This is a genomic window from Dolichospermum sp. LEGE 00240 (assembly GCF_015207875.1).
GTDB lineage: Bacteria > Cyanobacteriota > Cyanobacteriia > Cyanobacteriales > Nostocaceae > Dolichospermum > Dolichospermum gracile.
Genome location: NZ_JADEVZ010000033.1, coordinates 21,135 through 39,596, shown reverse-complemented (window position 1 = coordinate 39,596; position 18,462 = coordinate 21,135). Strand labels below are relative to the sequence as shown.

The 18,462-nt window shown below is 34.9% G+C and carries 17 protein-coding genes and 1 pseudogene; 5 read left to right on the top strand and 13 right to left on the bottom strand.

What is annotated here, in order from left to right:
- Positions 1–1,566 precede the first annotated feature (1,566 nt).
- From IQ226_RS12795 to IQ226_RS12785, 3 genes are all read right to left on the bottom strand, one after another.
- Positions 1,567–1,764, bottom strand: a complete 198-nt coding sequence (locus IQ226_RS12795) for a hypothetical protein (RefSeq protein ID WP_193895902.1) — start codon at positions 1,762–1,764, stop codon at positions 1,567–1,569.
- Positions 1,765–1,824: 60 nt separating this feature from the next.
- A complete protein-coding gene (locus IQ226_RS12790) occupies positions 1,825–2,592 on the bottom strand; it encodes a hypothetical protein (RefSeq protein WP_193895900.1) in 768 nt (255 codons plus the stop codon).
- A gap of 278 nt (positions 2,593–2,870) precedes the next feature.
- A complete protein-coding gene (locus IQ226_RS12785) occupies positions 2,871–3,218 on the bottom strand; it encodes a hypothetical protein (protein ID WP_193895898.1) in 348 nt (115 codons plus the stop codon).
- A 276-nt stretch (positions 3,219–3,494) separates the two neighbouring features.
- On the opposite strand from IQ226_RS12785, the gene IQ226_RS12780 reads away from it, so the two are divergent.
- A complete protein-coding gene (locus IQ226_RS12780) occupies positions 3,495–4,397 on the top strand; it encodes a cation diffusion facilitator family transporter (protein WP_193895896.1) in 903 nt (300 codons plus the stop codon).
- 117 nt (positions 4,398–4,514) lie between these two features.
- On the opposite strand, the gene IQ226_RS12775 is transcribed toward IQ226_RS12780, so the two are convergent.
- The 5 genes from IQ226_RS12775 to IQ226_RS12755 all read right to left on the bottom strand — a co-directional run bounded on the left by IQ226_RS12775 (position 4,515) and on the right by IQ226_RS12755 (position 9,380).
- Complete coding sequence (locus IQ226_RS12775) at positions 4,515–4,775, bottom strand: chlororespiratory reduction protein 7 (RefSeq protein ID WP_053538487.1); 261 nt, start codon at positions 4,773–4,775, stop codon at positions 4,515–4,517.
- A gap of 376 nt (positions 4,776–5,151) precedes the next feature.
- A complete protein-coding gene (locus IQ226_RS12770; protein ID WP_193895894.1) occupies positions 5,152–6,357 on the bottom strand; it encodes a histidine kinase in 1,206 nt (401 codons plus the stop codon).
- Positions 6,358–7,042: 685 nt separating this feature from the next.
- Positions 7,043–8,863, bottom strand: coding sequence for an AAA-like domain-containing protein (locus IQ226_RS12765; RefSeq protein WP_193895892.1), 1,821 nt, complete (start codon positions 8,861–8,863; stop codon positions 7,043–7,045).
- Positions 8,864–8,991: 128 nt separating this feature from the next.
- Entirely contained in the window at positions 8,992–9,180 is a 189-nt protein-coding gene (locus IQ226_RS12760; protein ID WP_028090672.1) for a type II toxin-antitoxin system HicA family toxin, read from the bottom strand.
- The gene (locus IQ226_RS12755) at positions 9,177–9,380 is read right to left on the bottom strand and encodes a type II toxin-antitoxin system HicB family antitoxin (protein WP_028090673.1); all 204 of its coding nucleotides are present in this window, start codon (positions 9,378–9,380) and stop codon (positions 9,177–9,179) included. The genes IQ226_RS12760 and IQ226_RS12755 overlap by 4 nt, the downstream gene beginning before the upstream one ends.
- Before the next feature lie 154 nt (positions 9,381–9,534).
- On the opposite strand from IQ226_RS12755, the gene IQ226_RS12750 reads away from it, so the two are divergent.
- Complete coding sequence (locus IQ226_RS12750; protein WP_157749941.1) at positions 9,535–9,708, top strand: hypothetical protein; 174 nt, start codon at positions 9,535–9,537, stop codon at positions 9,706–9,708.
- Between the two features lie 4 nt (positions 9,709–9,712).
- Here the strand turns inward: IQ226_RS12750 and IQ226_RS12745 are convergent, their stop codons facing one another.
- The 3 genes and pseudogenes from IQ226_RS12745 to IQ226_RS25110 all read right to left on the bottom strand — a co-directional run.
- Positions 9,713–10,069, bottom strand: a complete 357-nt coding sequence (locus IQ226_RS12745) for a four helix bundle protein (protein WP_096666426.1) — start codon at positions 10,067–10,069, stop codon at positions 9,713–9,715.
- 151 nt (positions 10,070–10,220) lie between these two features.
- A complete protein-coding gene (locus IQ226_RS25115) occupies positions 10,221–11,240 on the bottom strand; it encodes a GUN4 domain-containing protein (RefSeq protein WP_228039403.1) in 1,020 nt (339 codons plus the stop codon).
- 366 nt (positions 11,241–11,606) lie between these two features.
- A pseudogene (locus IQ226_RS25110) lies at positions 11,607–12,620 on the bottom strand (AAA-like domain-containing protein); the annotation flags it as partial.
- A gap of 645 nt (positions 12,621–13,265) precedes the next feature.
- Here IQ226_RS25110 and IQ226_RS12735 point away from each other — a divergent pair.
- The gene (locus IQ226_RS12735; protein ID WP_193895890.1) at positions 13,266–14,618 is read left to right on the top strand and encodes an S-layer homology domain-containing protein; all 1,353 of its coding nucleotides are present in this window, start codon (positions 13,266–13,268) and stop codon (positions 14,616–14,618) included.
- A gap of 81 nt (positions 14,619–14,699) precedes the next feature.
- On the opposite strand, the gene IQ226_RS12730 is transcribed toward IQ226_RS12735, so the two are convergent.
- The gene (locus IQ226_RS12730; protein ID WP_193895921.1) at positions 14,700–15,290 is read right to left on the bottom strand and encodes a peptidoglycan-binding protein; all 591 of its coding nucleotides are present in this window, start codon (positions 15,288–15,290) and stop codon (positions 14,700–14,702) included.
- Positions 15,291–16,009: 719 nt separating this feature from the next.
- On the opposite strand from IQ226_RS12730, the gene IQ226_RS12725 reads away from it, so the two are divergent.
- Positions 16,010–17,428: a hypothetical protein gene (locus IQ226_RS12725; RefSeq protein WP_193895889.1), complete on the top strand. Its 1,419-nt coding sequence runs from the start codon at positions 16,010–16,012 to the stop codon at positions 17,426–17,428.
- A gap of 81 nt (positions 17,429–17,509) precedes the next feature.
- Entirely contained in the window at positions 17,510–17,806 is a 297-nt protein-coding gene (locus IQ226_RS12720; protein WP_193895887.1) for a hypothetical protein, read from the top strand.
- Here the strand turns inward: IQ226_RS12720 and IQ226_RS12715 are convergent.
- Positions 17,793–18,443, bottom strand: coding sequence for a PAP/fibrillin family protein (locus tag IQ226_RS12715; protein WP_193895885.1), 651 nt, complete (start codon positions 18,441–18,443; stop codon positions 17,793–17,795). The two genes, IQ226_RS12720 and IQ226_RS12715, sit on opposite strands and share 14 nt — an antisense overlap.
- Positions 18,444–18,462: the final 19 nt, after the last annotated feature.

Below are 18,462 nucleotides of genomic sequence, written 5' to 3'. Positions count from 1 at the left end.
TCCAATGCAATATTCAAGTGTCTGAACCATGATTTATAGGATTCCTTTGATTTGCTTGATTTTTCAAGAATATTTATATTGATTTCTTTCTTTTTGATGAATTGTGTAATCAATTCTTTTTGAGTTTCTTCTATCAAAGTAATCCCTAAATCAGAAAAATCACAGTTTAGACAATAGGTATTTAGATATTCAATCAAACTTTCCTGACACATATAATGGACAATTTCTTTCGGAGTGTAATATGCACCTTTATCTTTATTATCTTCTAGTAAATTCTCAAAAATATGTCCCAACATTTCCGGGTCAACAGCTATGGTATGATCAAGAGGATCATCTTCATAAATAGTAAAATTATACTGATCAAAAAAGTTAAAGAGATTTGCAAATAAATGATCAGGAAAAATTAAATTCCGATGATTTGGATGATCTTCCTCAAATAAACCACCATTCAAATAGGGTATTTTATAAGATGGATTTTTAATAAATAAATCATTAGCGCGTTTTGTATTTAAAGTATCAAAAAACAGCACAGATAAAAAATCTTGATAAAAAAGTTCTTTATCAGTAAAACTTGTAAACTGATTAGTTAAAAAATGATGATCACCTTTTCCCCAATCTTCATTTTCTGGTACACCCAACCAGCCTTTTTTCTGAATAAAATATAAAAATACAATTCTTCCTAATAACTTTTTACTAAAATCACGAATAGCTTTGTCATCACCATGAAAGACAGTTTGAGAAATACCAGGATGGGAAATGATATATTCACAGAAATTATTATAATGTTCTTTATATTTCTCAAAAAATGTTTTAGAAAGTTTCTCTACAGGAAACACTTCTTTGACATCATCTAAACTAACTTTATTACCTTTATTAATAATCCGTTCAAACCGTTCTACCACAGTTCTAATACTTTCACCCTCACCTAATATATAAGTATAGCGTTTAGGTTCGGTTTTAATTTGAATAAATTCGCCCTCTGCATCATAACCTGTTAATTCAGAAACATAAGTAAACCGCCAATTTGTATCTTGAGGATGATGATAAACAATCAAAGCAGCATCAATATTTTTCCAATATTTACGCAATAAATTTCTTAATCCTACGCGATTCCGTTCTAAAATAATCCCCTGTGCAAGTGTAACTTCATAAACGGCAATTTGTCTATCAATACCATCTTCATTCAGAAATATATAGCCTAATTTTTGAGCATTAGTAGCAACATGATCATCAATACCTGTCAAATTTTCAGGAGTTGATAATAACTGAACATTAGCAAATGCTTGTCCTAAAAATTGCTTCCATTTAGCTTGATTGTAACGTTGATTAAATAGGTCCTGAATTTGTTGTTTTTTCATAATAAAATCCCTGAACTTTTTTTAATGATGGAAAAAAATATTGATTGAATCTTTGTAGGTTGGGTAGAACGAAGTGAAACCCAACCAGGAAGGATAATAGGGTGTGTTGGGTTTCGTTCCTCAACCAATCTACAATAAATATTGTTTTACATAAAAGATTCAGTGTGTTGGGTTTCGTTCCTCAACCCAACCTACAATAAATATTGTTTTACATAAAAGATTCAGAAATAATTAATACTGGTGTCTCAACTTTTCTTTTGTCTCCTTTTTGGAAATTGGATGAATCTACACTATATTTTTGGGCAATTCTATCAATTTCTAAAATAGCAGTATCTAATTTTAACTTTTTCCTTTGCAACTTGTCAACATCAGCAGGTAAATTAGTGTATTTTCCTATATCAATCAAAATGATAATTTTCTTAATATTTCCCTTTTGGTTTTCCGTAATTTTGGGATGATTGATAATTTAAAACAGGAACTTCTTAGCATTTTGCGCTACCCCTCCTAACGCTTCTGGATCTATTTGTGATTGTACCAACTTATGTTCAAGATTTTCAAAATATTCAATAGCTTTATTCACATGATCATGATGATTAGGAATTAATTCGCCATTTTTTTCATTTTCCTCAGCTTCAAATATTTTAAATGCTGCTAAAGGTGTAATTTCTTTGGGTTGGTTATGACTATCTATCCAATAAAATTCAAACTTTTTGTCTGTCTTTAAAAATGCAACTGTGCCATTTTGCAAATCAGGTTTTTTAATCGTGGTAGAATTTCTTCCTACTCTTGATTTTAAGGGCATTTTTGTTATTTTATCAAACCAAGCTTTATGTTTTTTTCTAAAGTTGCGTAAAAAGTACAGAAATTTCAATCTTTCGTCCTGTTCTTCTTGATAAGTTCCGCTAAAAAGTTTAACTTCATCTAAACTTTCCATAAAACTAGGCTGAAAATCCGTACTTTTGAAAGTTTGATTTTTAGGATTTTCTTCGCTTAGTCTTTCAATGTCTTTTTCAATTTCTTGCTGACTCCAACCTTTATCTAATAACTTATTAATATAATTATAAAAATTTCCCCCACCCAAACCTGCTTCTGTTAGATTAGAAGAACCAGTTATTGCTGTAGCAGGTGTATGTTGATTAAATGGTTCAGGACGTAAAATATAAACTTTCGCGTGAATCTTTTTTTCTGGATGTGCTTTGACTTGAATTTTGCCTTGAATTAAGCTGTTGTGCATTTAGTTCGTATAATTCTAGCGGGCAAGATGCCCGCACCACAAAGTTCAAGTAAATTATGGTTATCAAATTTAGCTGCGTAACAGCTTATGTCATCAATAAATTGCAAAGTCCCTTTTTCAGTCTCTTGATCATAATTGTCCAAACTATGATTTTCAGGATTATTTTGATGAAGATGAGAAAAAAGTCTGAACTATGATTTTTAGAATTATTTTGATGAAGATGAGGGATTGATCATAAAAATCATCAAAATCACAAAAATCATAGTTTAGACGTTAATTTAAAACTGCTCTAAATACTGATTAAGATCCTCAATCACACGGGTAAGTTCCGCTTCTGTCGTTAACCGAATCCCTAGATTGCGAATTGTTAACAAAACTTTAGCTGCAAAGGGAGTCGGCCAGATATTAGGATTGCAGAATAGTTCTATAAATACATCCCCAGTGTAACGATACTCTAACGAGGGTTGGGGACTGACTTTACCTGTTCCTGGAGTTTTATTAGCAACAGCTTTGAGGCTTTTCATTAATTCATCTATTGCTGCTTTTAATTCCTGTGCTGCTTGGGGTGAAAAACTGACGGAAACAGAACCTTCTACTAGATTCAGTGTGAGAGGTACAGAAGACATAAGCTACTTATTAACAATAATTCGTAATTATCTATATTACCGGAATATGCTCTCTATAATATTTATAATATCCAATATCCAGATATATCCAGATCCCCGAATTCTTTAAGAATTCGGGGATCTTTTTGGGCAATAAAGAGATAAATTCTTAATTAGCAAGTTTTGACCTATTTTCTATATATTTATTCTTAGCAACAAATACTTATTGCTGTACAGTAAGAGTTAAAGAAAACACATTCTCTATTCCTTTTTTTCACAAATCACAATTATAAATATATGACTTACGATAACCGCACTGAAGTTAGAAGAGTTCTAATTATTACACTATTGCTAAACATATTCGTGATGGGGTTAAAAGCTCTAGTGGGCAATTGGACAGGTTCTTTAAGCTTACTGGCTGATGCCTTACATAGTGTGACGGATAGTGCCAATAATATCTTAGGACTAGTGGCGATTAAGTTTTCTTCACCATTACCAGATCGGGAGCACCCTTACGGACATAATAAATTTGAAGCTGTGGGCGCTTTAGGTATTGCTGCATTTTTAGGAATAGCCTGTTTTGAAATTGTCCAAGGTACAGTGGAAAGGATTCTTAAAGGTGGTGAACCTGTGAGAATATCACCTCCAGAATTGTGGTTATTATTAATTGTTTTAGGAGTAAATATTTTTGTCGCTTTTTATGAACGGAATGTGGGAAAAAGGGTAGGTAGTTCGATTCTAATTGCTGATGCTACCCATACTATGAGCGATGTTTGGGTGACAATTTCGGTTATTGGTGGTTTAATTGGTGTGTGGCTGGGTTATCAATTGTTAGATGTATTACTAGCTTTCCCGGTGGCTTTACTGGTGTTTTGGAGTGGTTGGTCAGTGTTAACCGAAAATTTACCTTGGTTGGTAGATCAAATGGCGATCGCCCCCGAAACTATTCATGCGATCGCCGTTTCCGTCCCCGGTGTCCTCAACTGTCATGATATCGCTTCTCGTGGTGTCATTGGTCGTCAAGTTTTTATAGAAATGCACCTCATTGTAGATGCACCAGATGTAGAGACAGCCCACAACATCACGGAAGAAGTCGAAAAACAACTAGAACAACGTTTTCATCCTGTGAGGATTCTCATTCATGTTGAACCACCTGCATATCAGTCTGAGAGCATAACTTTTGAAACCGAACATAGATAAAGACAAGAATTCAGGAGTCAGAATATTTTTTAGATCAGGGATAGGGAGTAGGGATATAGCATTTGCCGATCATATTGAGTATATTATGGCATCGTCCTGGGAAGAATATTGTGGGTTTTATTTTTCCAACCTGACTGCATACCATTGTAAATATTTTCCTGGACCTAAATCTAAATTACAACTAGTATCCAGTAAATATTGTGCTTGTTGGCTGATTGAATTAAATTTTTGCAAATCCAGTGGTAAATCCTCCTGTGAGATTTGCAATAGGGTTGTTTCCAGCTTGAGTAGTAATTCAGCTACGGTGAGAAATTGTTCTGGTTGATTTGTCTCTAAAACAACAAAATCATCCTGTTGATACATTAATTGATTTGGCATTTTTGATACTTGGTAATTGGTAATTGGTAATTGGTAATTGGTAATTGGTAATAATTTCTTATCCTGTTCCCTGTAACCTGTTCCCTGTAACCTGTAACCTGTAACCTGTAACCTGTAACCTGTAACCTGTTCCCTGTAACCTGTAACCTGTTCCCTGTAACCTGTAACCTGTAACCTGTAACCTGTAACCTGTAACCTGTAACCTGTAACCTGTAACCTGTAACCTGTAACCTGTAACCTGTAACCTGTAACCTGTAACCTGTAACCTGTAACCTGTTCCCTGTTCCCTGTAACCTGTTCCCTGTTCCCTGTAACCTGTTCCCTGTTCCCTGTTCCCTGTAACCTGTTCCCTGTTCCCTGTTCCCTGTTCCCTAATTCACGATGGATATACTGGCATTGTAAAATGAAACCATGCACCACCGTGGGGAGATGAATCTACCCAAATTTGACCGTAATGGGCGCGGATAATGCGTTGACATAAACAAAGACCAATTCCATATCCATCCGTGCCTCGATCGCGCTGGAGACGGAAAAGATTCTCAAAAATGCGATCGCGGTTTTCTTCGGGAATCCCCGGTCCTGTGTCACCAACACTAAATTGAACTTTTTGGGTAGTCCGATGTAATCCGGCTACAGTGATAATACCACCAACAGGCGTATATTTGATGGCGTTATCTAAAAGATTAACTAGGACTTGCCGAATGCGTTCAGGATCAGCATATACATAGGGTAAATCTTGGGGAATATCTGTTTCTACCGTTTGGGATTTAGCTGTGTAGCGATCGCTCAATTCCTCTAATACTTGTAAACACAATTCCCCCAATTGCAACCTTTGTGGTACAATGGGCAATTCTATATCGTCACCTCGCCCGACCTGTAACAAATCCGCAATCATCCGATCAATGATCCGTGTTTGTGTCCGGGCTTGTTTTAATAAATGTATAGCCAGTCCTGGTTTGAGGCGTGGAAATTCCCCCGTATCTGGATTGTAATTAGATTGAAGAGTTTCAATAGCGATCGCCGCCGCCGTCAGAGGATTGCGAAGATCATGGGCTAAAATGGCAATCACTCGGTCTTTAAACAGTAGCTGTTCTTGCAGTCTCTCCTTTTCCTGCTTCAGACGAAAAATTTCATCCCCTAGTTGAATGGCCTCCGCCGAGGTAGCAACAGAATGAATGGTAGACTTAGGCGCAATCACCTGACTCTTCTCATCCAAACATTCTTGGGAATCTTCCTGTGATTTCAAAAAAGTGGTGACAGCAGCTTGCCAACGCGGCCAGCAGATTTTTAATTGCGGAATAATATTAGTACCAGCAATAGTTTGTTGAGGTTCGGGATGAATTTTAACCAAAGCAGGAGTTGCTACTAACTTAAAATGTTCCGCTAAATAGGGTTGTTCGCCAACATCAATAATTTGGAGTTCAAAACTATACCCAGCCTCTAATTCTTTTAAGTAAGCACGAATTCGCTGTACTTGTTGACGGGACTGAGGTCGCCCATCAATAAACAGCAGTAGTTGGAGTGGAGCCTCAGAATAAATAGGCTGATCCTGGGAAACTTGCATGACATCTTGTTTCAGCACTGGTAACAACCTGGGGACGCTTTACAGACGGTGAAATGAACTGACGTTGCTTAATGGCCGTTGTTTTTCTAATTTAATATCTATTTTAGATTTTTCCTACTGCAATCCGATCTATATTTTTGGGTGAAAGCGGATTTTTTTCGGAATTTTGCTGCCATTTGCTCTTACTTTTACAGTTACTAGGCTTCTAGTCAGGAATTGTTGAACCTATGGTCACCTCCTTTAGCAATTATTTACAGAACCCAAAAAATAGCCCTAGTAGAAGTCAAGAGTCCCTTAATGTAGGCTTTTGCCATATATTCTGTAACTCATTCAAGTGCATACCAACCTCTAGCTAATTATGTAACACCGATGCAACTTGCGATCGCTTCCCCAATAGAAGCATTAAATCATCCCTAAGCCATCCATCAATTCTTACAAACAGCCGCAGAGTTGCCTTATTCCCAGCTTACCACTTCAAACCATGGGCGAAAACTTTCTATCAATTCCTCAACACCCATAACCGCCACTATTGGCGTTACCAATCAATATTCTATTAACCAATAAAAGTATAAATTTAGACTGTATTATGATTTACGTAACTGGCATATTGGTAGGGTGCGTCAGACCGCATAAATCCTGCAAATAAACAAATTATTGATATCTGACGCACCCTACAGTTGTATTGCATCAAGCGCGACAACTGCTATATACGTTCTTGAAAATAAAAACGATATAAATTACAAAGACATTGCACATCATTTCCTTTAAATTTAATTAAACCCAAACTGCGTAATTTTAAAGCTTGAGTAGAATCTATTTTAATAGGAATATCACTATTAATTACTTGCTGCATTGCCGCTTTTAACAACTTATCTTCTGCTAATTCAGAAACATAGAAATTTAAAAACTTGCCATAAGGACTTTCATTAGTAGGAGCAATTTCCAGAAAATTTGATAAAGTGAAATTACCCTTAGCAATTTCACCAAGTGCAGTTGTTAACAAATAAGGATGACCATCAATCATGTCTCTCACTTGGGTTATTTCTGAATCGGAAAAATTTAAACCATATTTTTCAACTAATTCCTTTATTTGTGTAGTGTTAAATTCCCCGATTTCCACAGACAAACCCACATTAAAAGGAGATTGATTAAGATTTATAGAAATATCAACTTCTTGAGAATAGGCAATTACTAACCGTAAATTTTGCCAAATTTCTTCAGTTTTCGCCTTTTCGTGCCAAGCTCTTAATAAAGCCGAAAATTGTTGAGTAATTTCAGCATAAGGAAAGATTTCATCAATATTATCTAAACCTAATACTAAAGGGCTATCAATAACTGGTAAAATATATTTTTTTAAATAATTAGTGCAGTTTGTTTGACTACTTAAACGTTTATTCCAATATTGATCTATTTGTTCCTCTAGTCCTAATTCCAAACTCAGAATCGTACAAAAACTCTGTAAAAAATTATTCAGATCATTGAGATTTTCCTGACTCCATAAATTAATAGAAACTGTCCGATATCCTTTTTGTTTAACATAATCAAAAATGCGACTCATCAAATATGTCTTACCCATTTTGCGCGGAGATTTAATGCGTATTAATGCCCCTGGTTGTACAATATTTTGATAACAGTTATTTTCAATTTCTGGACGTTGAATATAAAAAGAAGAAATATGAGGTGATTGATTTTCTGGTGGTTTAGGAATATTTAACAACTGTTCTTCAATAAACCGACTCACACCTTTATAAACTAAATTATCTGATGATTTTGGCTTAGTGATAGAAATATGATCATCATCTGTTGCGGTAGGTTGCACATCTTTAATGCCTGGATTAGCACTATCTGGATCTACAACTAAAACTATTTTAGTCGGTTTTGTTTCATAATAAACTTTTGTAGTAATTGCCATTGCGTCAACATTTTGCCGATACCATTCATTGAGTTGACGTAATTGAGGAAGATGGGATTTCAGTTCATCAACACTAACAGTAGTTCGTGCCAGAGTACCAATATTATTAATTAAATTAGCTAAATGAGAACCAGTATGAGGAGTGGATAAAAATACAATACCTTTAGTTTGTTGAATAACTGCTGTTTTGTTAAAAGTTTGAGCATTTCGCAGCATTTCTTTGACTAATAAACCACCCATACTATGAGTGATAAATATAATTGGATATTTGCCAATATCATTAACTGCCAAATATTCTAATAAATTACTAGCACGATCAAAAAGTGGCATTGTTGCACCTTTCCATTCAAAGGGTGCAGCATTATAACCAAAAGACCAAATTCCTAAATCTGGTCTTTCTTGTGCCAGCCATGTTAACCAGAAGTTATCATCATTTGCTAATTCTTGAGGGTGCCAAGTTGACCTGGCGTGACCACCTAAACCGTGAACAAAAATTATATCACCACAGCGTTTAGGATTTTCACATCCTGAGATTTTGATTAAACCTGTGATTTGTGTGGGTTTGGGTTGTGGGGTTTTACCTAAAAATTTACCAAGAAAGTTGAAAACCATATTAGAGGGAGAATTAGTTTATCAGTGATAAATTATATCTTACTTTTGGTATACAACAAACAAAACCCAACATTGTATTTACCATCATTACTAAACTAAGCTAGGTTCAAATAGTTGATAGGCAAATTTTACCTAGTAAAAGGTACGCCTAAATCTTTACAAATCTTTTTCGCTAGAATATCATCAATTTCTTGATGTCGAGGAATAGCTGACCTCCTATTTTTTTCAGGATTCCACCACCAAGAGTGTCGAGAACCCTCACGTATAAACTCACACCCATGCTCTTGTAAATGGCGTAATAAATCACCACGTTTCATATTGTGATAGCTTCCTCAACATAATCATTACCCGCAGCTTCTAGTGCATCTTGACGGTTAAATTCTAATGCTTCTAAAAGTGTAATTCGTAAACTTTCTAATAATTCTTCTCTTGTTGCTTCTTGACAATTTATACCAGGAATTTCTTCAATCCAACCTAACCACCAATCACCAGAATATTTAATTACTGCTGTGTACATATTTTCTCGTCCATCAACTTAACAATAGTCTTCCACTAATTTAGTATTACATATTATTTATCTGCGATTGCGAAAATTAAGGGGTATATTTCTGACGTTCTACTGCTATAGGTTTTATAGTATAGTATGGAGATAATCAGGTTATTATTGCCTTATGAACCAACCCATTACTACAATCAATACACGACTTCTTGACTCTCTCACTCAAATTATCCTTTCACTTTCTCAGGAAGAATATCAAATCTTAGTAGAAAAAATTCAACACTCTCGACTAACTGAACACCAGAAAACACAAAATTTAGAATTTAGAATGAAGAATTTAGAATGAAGAATTAATTTTTAGCCTTACTATTTTTAATGATTGCATGAAGAATAGAAATCAATTCATTAGATTCATTTAGTAAATGAAGTAATCTTGGTTCTAGTTGTTTCTCGGTGGCGATTAGGATTTTTAACCAATAATTTGTTTCTCTAGCCTCCTTCAAAGAAATACTCATTTTATGAATAAAATCAGCTTTACTTTCTGCATTTTGTGCTTCTTCAACATTAGCACCAATACTTGTTCCAGAGCGTATTAATTGTTTACTTAAATCATATCCTGTTCCACCATTTTCTCTCAGAAACTTACAAAGATTAACTATTCTTATGCTAAAGTTTAGAGTTCTTTCTTTTATATCTTTATTGGCCATTTTTAATGATATTTAATCTAAACAATTTACTGGTAATTTGTTAATGATTGGTAGCAAAAAAGAAAAATTTAATATTTAATAATGGTTTTTCCTAATTTCTAAATTCCAAATTCTAAATTCTAAATTCCAAATTCTAAATTCTAAGAAAGCCTTATCTGCTACAATCTACAAGTCTCTGCAAGAATAGAGGAGTATCTCGTTTCCTGTATTTGCCCCAATACCCCCCCCATAAGACGTAAATCTCCAAAGGTAACATACCACGCTTAACGCTAATCTCATAATCTTCATCATCTCCCCAATTTCCCCCACACTCTTTCAAATCCTCATCTAAATCTAAATCTCCCCATTCCAAGGGTAAGGGTAATTCACGAGATGTTATCCAGCCATACTTCTTCTTCCATCCTACCCTTTCCGCAAAACTATTATACCCTTCATTGCTCCATTTTGTAAATCTTTTCTTTTCCCAGTCAAAATCTAAAGAATTACCTGTGTCCAGATATATCCTTTTTTGGACGCTAAAACCGAATTTTCCTTTTGAGTTTTTTACCCATAATTCATCTACTGCTTTTAAATCCTTGCAGTTAAAGTTTTTAATATCATTTAATTCTAAATAACCTTGTTTTTCTTTTTTTGCTGAAACCAGAATAAACGTCGTATTTTTTTGATCTGCATCCTTCCATCTATTTTGCTGCATTAAGTAATCTAATTCATTTAATAAATGTACTTTGAATGATTCATGATATTCTGCATTTGAACTATCTAAATCATTAAGTTGACGATAAAGTGAAGCTACAATATCAACATTGCCATTGTAGAGAATATTGAGGTCTAATGTAAATAGATCAAAATTAGATATAAAACAAGATTTTAAAAGATTAAATTTCTCAAAAGCTATCTTGTAATTATCTAAGGCTTTATTTGATTCTTTTTCTAATTTACCTTTTACATAATAAATATATACTAAGATAGCTAAGTAGCTAGAATCATCACTATAAGTTTTATTTTCTGGTGATAATTTTGCAAAACTTTTAGTAAAATCTACTTTAGCTTTGCTATATTTTTCTTCTATCTCTAAATATTCATATCCTAAAACTAAAGAACTATCTAATAAAGCTTCTTTAAGTTCATGATTTTCAATTTTTTCTTGTAAAACTAAACCTGCAATATTCAAAAATTGATTAGCTGGATTTGCGTAGTTTTTTTGTTGAAGTTGAGAAGCAACGGCTGCTAACTCTCTAATTTTAGTAATTTCTTGTCTGACTATCTCTAATTTTCTTTCTGCTTCCCGTTTAGCTTCTGCTTCAATTTTTATCGCTTTTTCTTCTTGTTCTTGGGTACGACTAGCTGCTAAAAACTCTCTATCTTCAAAACCTAAACTTTTATCTTTTACCCAAGTTTCTGCTTCTGCTAAAGCTTCTCCTCGCAATAAGCGAGATTTATCCTGTTTTGCTGATAACAACCACTGTCGAAAATTCTCTGCATAAGGACGTAAACTAGCTAAAGTTTTTTCAATCCATAAACCATCAAAAATCGTCTGATAAATCTGATTATAAACTTTTAATTTACCATTCTTTTTAACAACAATTCCCGCTAACTGTAAATCACTTTGTTCAATACTATTATCAGTATCAATTCCTTGTGAATGCCAAATTTGTTGATATAAATCTAATAAATACGCTGCCTTATTTTCATCTCTTTTTAAGATTCTATCCCGAATGGTTCTAAAATGTTCCGGTTCATCTTGAGATTCCCAATTTTCAATTACTTTATTTTTAACTAAATTCTCTACAAAACTAGCTTCTTCTCCGGTGGGAATTTCATCTTTAGATTCACAAATAAAATTACAAACTTTCTGGGTTAAAAATGGCTGTCCTCCCGTCCAATCTAAAACCGCATTGAGTACAATTTCAGGATTTTTAGTTTGGTGAGAAAATCCGGTTATTAAAGGTAAAGCTTCAGTAAATTCAAAACCTGTTAATTCAATCCCTTTACCAATATTAAAAGGAGTCCGCTTTTTATCTTGAATTAATTCTGATGGTGTAGCAACTCCCAACAATACAAAGGTAATGCGGTTATATTCAGAATTATCAACTCTGAGATTAAAAAAGGCACGAATTAAAGCAAAGAAATCATCAACAGGAAAATCTAAACTGAGGATACTATCAATTTCATCAATAAAAATTACTATTTGTGTAGAAACTAATTTTAATACTTGATCAATAAACTTACCAAAAACCTGTACGTTAGAAAGTCGTTTATTTTCTTCCCATAAAACATCTAAATCAAATTTATTCTCTAACTTTAAACTTTCAGAAATATGATTAATAATGCCATTATACCATTGTTCAGAATTTAGCCCTGATGTGCCAATAGCAGTTAAATCAATAGCCACACAAGCAATTTCTTCAAGCTGTAATCTTTGCATGGTGCGAACTCGCAAACTTGATTTACCCATTTGTCGAGAGTTCAACACAAAACAAAACTCTCCCGCTTTCACAGCTTGATATAAATCCTCATCAGCTTTGCGTGTGACGTAGGTGGGTGCATTGGGAGGAAGACTACCACCAAATTGATATTAATAATTTTGGAAAGTCATGGTTTTATAATCAATGGATAATAGTAGAGATGTTACATAAAAAGTCTCTAAAAAACTTCTAGGATATGCACATTTAATTTATAGAGATGTCTAATAACGTAAGTTGCTAGTTAGGGAAATTGTCAAAAATGGCTAACGCCACGCTTCGCTATCAGGATTTACAGGATTTAAGCATGAACAGGATTAAGACTGAGATTTTATCACCAATTACCAGCCTTAACTAGTAGTCTGTCAACCAGAAAATGACGGGTGAAGGCAGGTAGGGGAGGTAGGGGAGGTAGGGAAGAATAGAAGTTTTTTCCGATCATTACCCGTCAAAATGAATTTGACAACCTACTAGATGACTAGCAACTTGGGTTGATAACTAGGATATATGAAACACATAGATGTGTAAAGGTTTAGGCTAAAAACCCATCCCTTCTGCCAGTGAGAGAAAAAATAAACCAAAAACAGTCGGTTTTAACCGACTTTAACTTTAAGACAGGGAATTTATTCCCTGGCTGACTACTTTAACTTTAAGACAGGGAATTTATTCCCTGGCTGACTACCCACCCCCAAAAATGCTAATGTAGAAGATGAAAATCAATTTGTGATTTCTTTGTGTTTTCCCGTAACTACCCTGCTGTATTCCTGAGTTTTGCTGTTTTACTATCCTTAACAGCCTGTACCAACAGTCCATCTGCCAAAAACCTAGAACAATCATTAGCGGCTGACCCTCAGTTGCAAAATAATCCTGTTCCCCTTGGCAAACCTCAGAGTCAGCAAACAACACCAAACCCCAACACATCAACAATTAAATTACCGGCTGATTTTCCCGCAGATATTCCCATTTACCCCAACGCCAAACTAGAGGAAGTTACACCAGCTAATTCGGAAAATAAAATATCAATTCGTTGGCAAAGTGCAGATCCTAGTAATATAATCACCGGCTTTTACCGCCAGCAATTTCAGGCTAAAAACTGGCAAATTGTCCAACAGCCTCAAGATGATGTAGATGGGACTTTTTCCGCCAAACGCAATGATTTACTCATCAATGTGACAATTAAACCACAAACCGTCACCAAAGCTGAACCCAATCAACCGCAAACAGCCACTAAATTATTAATTGAATATTCATCTAATTCTCAAATTACGTCTACTAACCCAGTTACCCCTTCAGATAATCCAGAATTTATCGGTCCAGTATTACCTAAAACTGATAATACTAACGTAGTCACCCAGCCAACCCTACAGCCAACCACCCAACCGGAAACCTTAACAACTCAGGAATTTACTGATATTCAAAAAGCACCTCCAGAATGGCGAACTGCTGGCAGCAGCGCTTCGCTATCGCACATTCAAGACTTAGCTACATTAGGTGTTTTATCCATTGAACCGAAAACCAACGAATTTCTCCCTGATAAAATTATTACCCGTCGAGAATATGCTCGCTGGCTAGTTGCAGCTAATAATGCCATGTATGCTAACAATCCCGCTAAACAAATTCGGTTAGCATCCTCCAGCACTCAACCAGCTTTTAGGGATATCTTAACCAAAGATCCCGATTTCCCCGTCATTCAAGGATTAGCCGAAGCTGGTTTAATTCCCAGTGCTTTATCTGGAGATGCCACAGCGGTTTTATTTCGTCCTGACGCACCCTTGACACGAGAACAATTAATCCTCTGGAAAGTTCCTTTAGATACTCGCCAAGCCTTACCCGCTGCCAATTTAGAAGCCGTGAAACAAACTTGGGGATTTCAAGATGCAGGTAACATTGAACCGAAAGCATTAAAAGCAGTTTTGGCTGATTTCCAGAACGCTGAACAATCAAATATTCGCCGAGTTTTTGGCTATACAACCTTATTTCAACCCAAAAAACCTGTAACTCGTGCTGAAGCTAGTTCAGCTTTATGGTATTTCGGTACTCAAGGTGAGGGAATATCAGCAGCGGAAGCTTTAAAGCTGAAAAGGTGAGTTTTATTTGATTTTGAGTAAATATCTGACAGGCTATTGTGCCTGTCATTTTCTACCGATTTCTAATTCTTGACTTTACTTTTACGGTGTAGGTGTAGGTGTAGCCGTTGGTGTAGCTGTAGCCGTTGGTTTAACTGTTGGTGTAGCTGTTGGTGTAACTGTTGGTTTAGCTGTTGGTTCGGGTTTAGTTACTGGTTTGGTAATGATAGTTTTAACTTCTTCATTTATTTTTTGGCGAAGTTGTAAATCAGCAATCCCAGTTTCTGAGAGTTGATGTTTTTTCTGGTATTCCTTTACCAACTCTTCTAACTGGGGACTGTAGAATTGATCACGAGGGAGTAGAGTTTTTGGTTTAAGTACAGTATTCAAATTAGCTTGCAAAATTTGCACAATCATAGCAGCTTGATCTTGGGTTTGGGGACCTGCTTTCCCATCCACCTTTAACTTGTAGCCTGTTTGAAATTGAGTGATAGCCTTTTTAGTTTCCTCATCAGTCAGAGGATCTTTTGTAACCTTAACGTTATAACCCAATCCACGTAATACGGATCGGAATTCATCGGGCTTATAGTTGCGTTGACGAGCGGCAAAAGTCATATCTGAGGACACAACACTTGCTGCTACAATGCAGGTTAAAGCTATAGTTACTCTAGACTTGTTTAAACTACACCACATCATAAAAACTCCTTGGGATTAAATCCTTGATACTAAGACACTAGCAGGTAATTCTGAAGTTTTTTAACCTATGGCTTAACAATTAGTTATTAATTCTGATTAATTCGACTCTAATTGATTATTAATGAATATTAGGACTTACGCAACCATCATATAAATAAGGGAAATTGTGTCGTTTTCGGCTTTGGTAATAACTTATTGAGTAGGGTGCGTCAGATAGAGGATATCTGTTTTTTACCAAATTATTGGGTCTGACGCACCCTACAGGAGATAAAATTTCCTTAACATATTTAAAAAACTTTGTCAATGCGTCAGCCCTAAATATAACAAAAATTAGTTTTCGCCATCTGCCTAATATCTCCGCACTGAATAAAAATACTTACTACACTGATCTATATAGATATAATAGAGTCTTGACGACATTGATTGTATCACTAAGTAATTATGCACTGAAGGGTAATAATTTTGGGTGTTGCTGAGTAAAAGTATGATTTTATTATGCCACGGCACGCTGCGCGAACACGCAGAGGCGCTCCAGGCGCAGAGAGTAAGAGTTTGAGAAATGGAATTTTCGACTTTCATACCCCAGTTCACCAAGGCCTAATAGTAGAAGACTCCTAACTTCTGACTCCTGATTTCTGCTATAACATTCATGACACTGGTTTTCAAGCTGATGCTACTGTATTTCGTAAACCCGCAATTTACTATAACTATAAATCATGAGTAAATTAAAAATTTCCCAACACAAAAACCTATGGTTTGAAAGAGTAATGGCAATTACAGCCACTGTTAATTTGGTATTGGTTTTCTTTGATTTAAGTTATGTACCTTGGCGGGATTTTTACTTCCGTCAAGTTAATGGACTAACTCAACTATACGATCCTATTAAAGGTATTGAACCCCATCGTGATACGAAAAAATACCTAGAAATAGTAGCTGAATTAGAAGAACAGGTAACTCAAACAGGCTTAATTTCCTCGCAAGTCAAAGCTAAGTTAGAAACTATTCGTCTTCTCAGCAAAGAAATGATTGAAACGAATCCATTTGCAAGTGCAGGAAAAAGTGGAACTCTGGAAAAAATTAAAACCCGGATGCGAGAACATATCGGACAAGAATCTGCTAAATCTGCATTTAACACCTTTTGGAGTCAGGAATATTTATCTAAAAATGGTTGGAATCAGGAAATAGCTTTTTTTAACCAAAAAATTCGCCCTGGGATTGCCAAAAACTATTATCGAAAAATTGATGAAAATGGGGAATTTTTAGATAAATTTTGGATAATTGATTTACCATTTATAGTTCTATTTGCCATAGAATTACTAGGGCGTACTTTCTTAATAAAACGTAGATATAGCCATTTAAGTTGGTTAGAAGCAATTCTTTGGCGTTGGTATGATATATTATTACTAATACCAATTTGGCGATATTTACGAATCATCCCAGTTACCATCAGACTTGATCAAGCAAAGTTAATTGATTTTTATGTAGTTAGACGGCAAATTCATCAAGGTATTCTTGCTAATTTTGCAGAAGAAATTACAGAAATTGTCGTAGTCCAAGTAATTAACCAGGTTCAAGGTTCAATTAGACGAGGTGAAATTACCCGTTGGCTATTAGAATCAGATCATCTGCGTTCTTATATAGATATTAATAATATCAATGAAGTGGAAGCAATTTCTGGATTGTTAATTAAAACTCTGGTTAATCAGGTATTACCAAAAATTCAACCAGAAGTAAATGCAATTTTATGCCACAGCATAGCGATCGCTTGTCAACAATTACCAGGATATAGTAACATCCTCCTGTTACCAGGATTAGGTAAAGCTCAAACACAAATTAGTGAACAACTAGCCACGCAAATCACGAATAATATCTATGCTGCTTTATCCAGCACTATCAAAGATCCTGTCGCGGCAAAACTTTCTACTCAGCTAATAGAAAAATTCACAGCTTCATTTAGTTCAGAAATCCAGCAAAAACAAGTTTTAGTAGAAATTCAAAGTTTACTAAATGACTTTTTAGAAGAGGTTAAAATTAACTATATTCAACGTCTATCTCAAGAAGATATAGATAAGATATTGGAAGAAACTAGAAAAATGCGAACGGAGTCATCCAGTAGTTTGTCTATTCGTATATAAAAAGTTAGCCAATAGGTAGATGAGAATTAGGAGGATTTTTGTCAGCATGGGGTTTAGTTGTACTTATAATTCATTAAAACCATGAATAAAATCATCAATACCGATATTAATCAGATTGATATCAGGTTGCTTCTGGAAGAGATAAATCCCGAACAAGCAGAAACTTTATGTGGTGGTTATTGTCAATCATCAACGGGTGATCAAGATGCGTACATGAATGATATTGCTGAGATTATCAATAATGCTAAAAAACAAGTTGAAGGTGTAGATAATCAACGCAGTAATCAGAAAATTAATACCATAAGTAATTCCAAAAAAACCTACCTAAATGGGGTAGAAATACCCCGTAAGGGAAAAACCGCAGCTATATCCTTGTGAAATCCAAGTTAGCTAAATCATTAACTTTATGGAGAATGAATAAACTTTCATCTCCTCCACGACCAATTCTTAAAGTTTCATCTAAGTAGGTAATATCAAGAGTCGCAATTCTCCCTTGAGGATTATTAGCTGCTACAACTTTAAATGGATTTAATTTAGGGGTGTGAATACCTAAAATTTTTTCAATGGCTAAGTAACGTTTATCAAAATCAACATTGATACGTTTATCTGCTAACCCTGATGGATCTAAAGCAGGTTGAAAACTAGCTGTTACTTTCACATATCCTGATATGATTTTCAGCGGATGTTGCACTTGCGCTATATTAAAAAATAGTTTATCAGCAATATTAATTACTTGATAAACTTTACCTATTTGTAATCCCAATGGTAGAGAATCTAAAGAACGGATTTCTCTGGCTGTAGAGTATTGTAATTGCCAAGCACCTTCTAATAAAGCTGTAGCATAAATGAGAGGTTGCGGGTGAGGATTGAGACTTTCTAATTCGGCTGTTAATTGTTCAATTTCTGCGACTAAAGTTTGATCAAGCTTTAAATTAGTAATGGGAGAACCATCACTTTTAGCTTGATTTCTCTTGATTGTTGCTTGTAATTTCTCTTTCAAAATTTGATTATTCATCAGATTAATTTTTTTGATA

Bases quoted from the DNA above. Each gene is read 5' to 3' on its own strand.
- IQ226_RS12750 (WP_157749941.1), top strand. From the start codon at position 9,535: ATGAACCAACCCATTACTACAATCAATACACGACTTCTTGACTCTCTC.
- IQ226_RS12790 (WP_193895900.1), bottom strand. From the start codon at position 2,592: ATGCACAACAGCTTAATTCAAGGCAAAATTCAAGTCAAAGCACATCCA.
- IQ226_RS12715 (WP_193895885.1), bottom strand. From the start codon at position 18,443: ATGAATAATCAAATTTTGAAAGAGAAATTACAAGCAACAATCAAGAGA.
- IQ226_RS12725 (WP_193895889.1), top strand. From the start codon at position 16,010: ATGAGTAAATTAAAAATTTCCCAACACAAAAACCTATGGTTTGAAAGA.
- IQ226_RS12760 (WP_028090672.1), bottom strand. From the start codon at position 9,180: ATGAAACGTGGTGATTTATTACGCCATTTACAAGAGCATGGGTGTGAG.
- IQ226_RS12775 (WP_053538487.1), bottom strand. From the start codon at position 4,775: ATGCCAAATCAATTAATGTATCAACAGGATGATTTTGTTGTTTTAGAG.
- IQ226_RS12765 (WP_193895892.1), bottom strand. From the start codon at position 8,863: ATGGTTTTCAACTTTCTTGGTAAATTTTTAGGTAAAACCCCACAACCC.
- IQ226_RS12755 (WP_028090673.1), bottom strand. From the start codon at position 9,380: ATGTACACAGCAGTAATTAAATATTCTGGTGATTGGTGGTTAGGTTGG.
- IQ226_RS12730 (WP_193895921.1), bottom strand. From the start codon at position 15,290: ATGTGGTGTAGTTTAAACAAGTCTAGAGTAACTATAGCTTTAACCTGC.
- IQ226_RS12745 (WP_096666426.1), bottom strand. From the start codon at position 10,069: ATGGCCAATAAAGATATAAAAGAAAGAACTCTAAACTTTAGCATAAGA.
- IQ226_RS12720 (WP_193895887.1), top strand. From the start codon at position 17,510: ATGAATAAAATCATCAATACCGATATTAATCAGATTGATATCAGGTTG.
- IQ226_RS12780 (WP_193895896.1), top strand. From the start codon at position 3,495: ATGACTTACGATAACCGCACTGAAGTTAGAAGAGTTCTAATTATTACA.
- IQ226_RS12785 (WP_193895898.1), bottom strand. From the start codon at position 3,218: ATGTCTTCTGTACCTCTCACACTGAATCTAGTAGAAGGTTCTGTTTCC.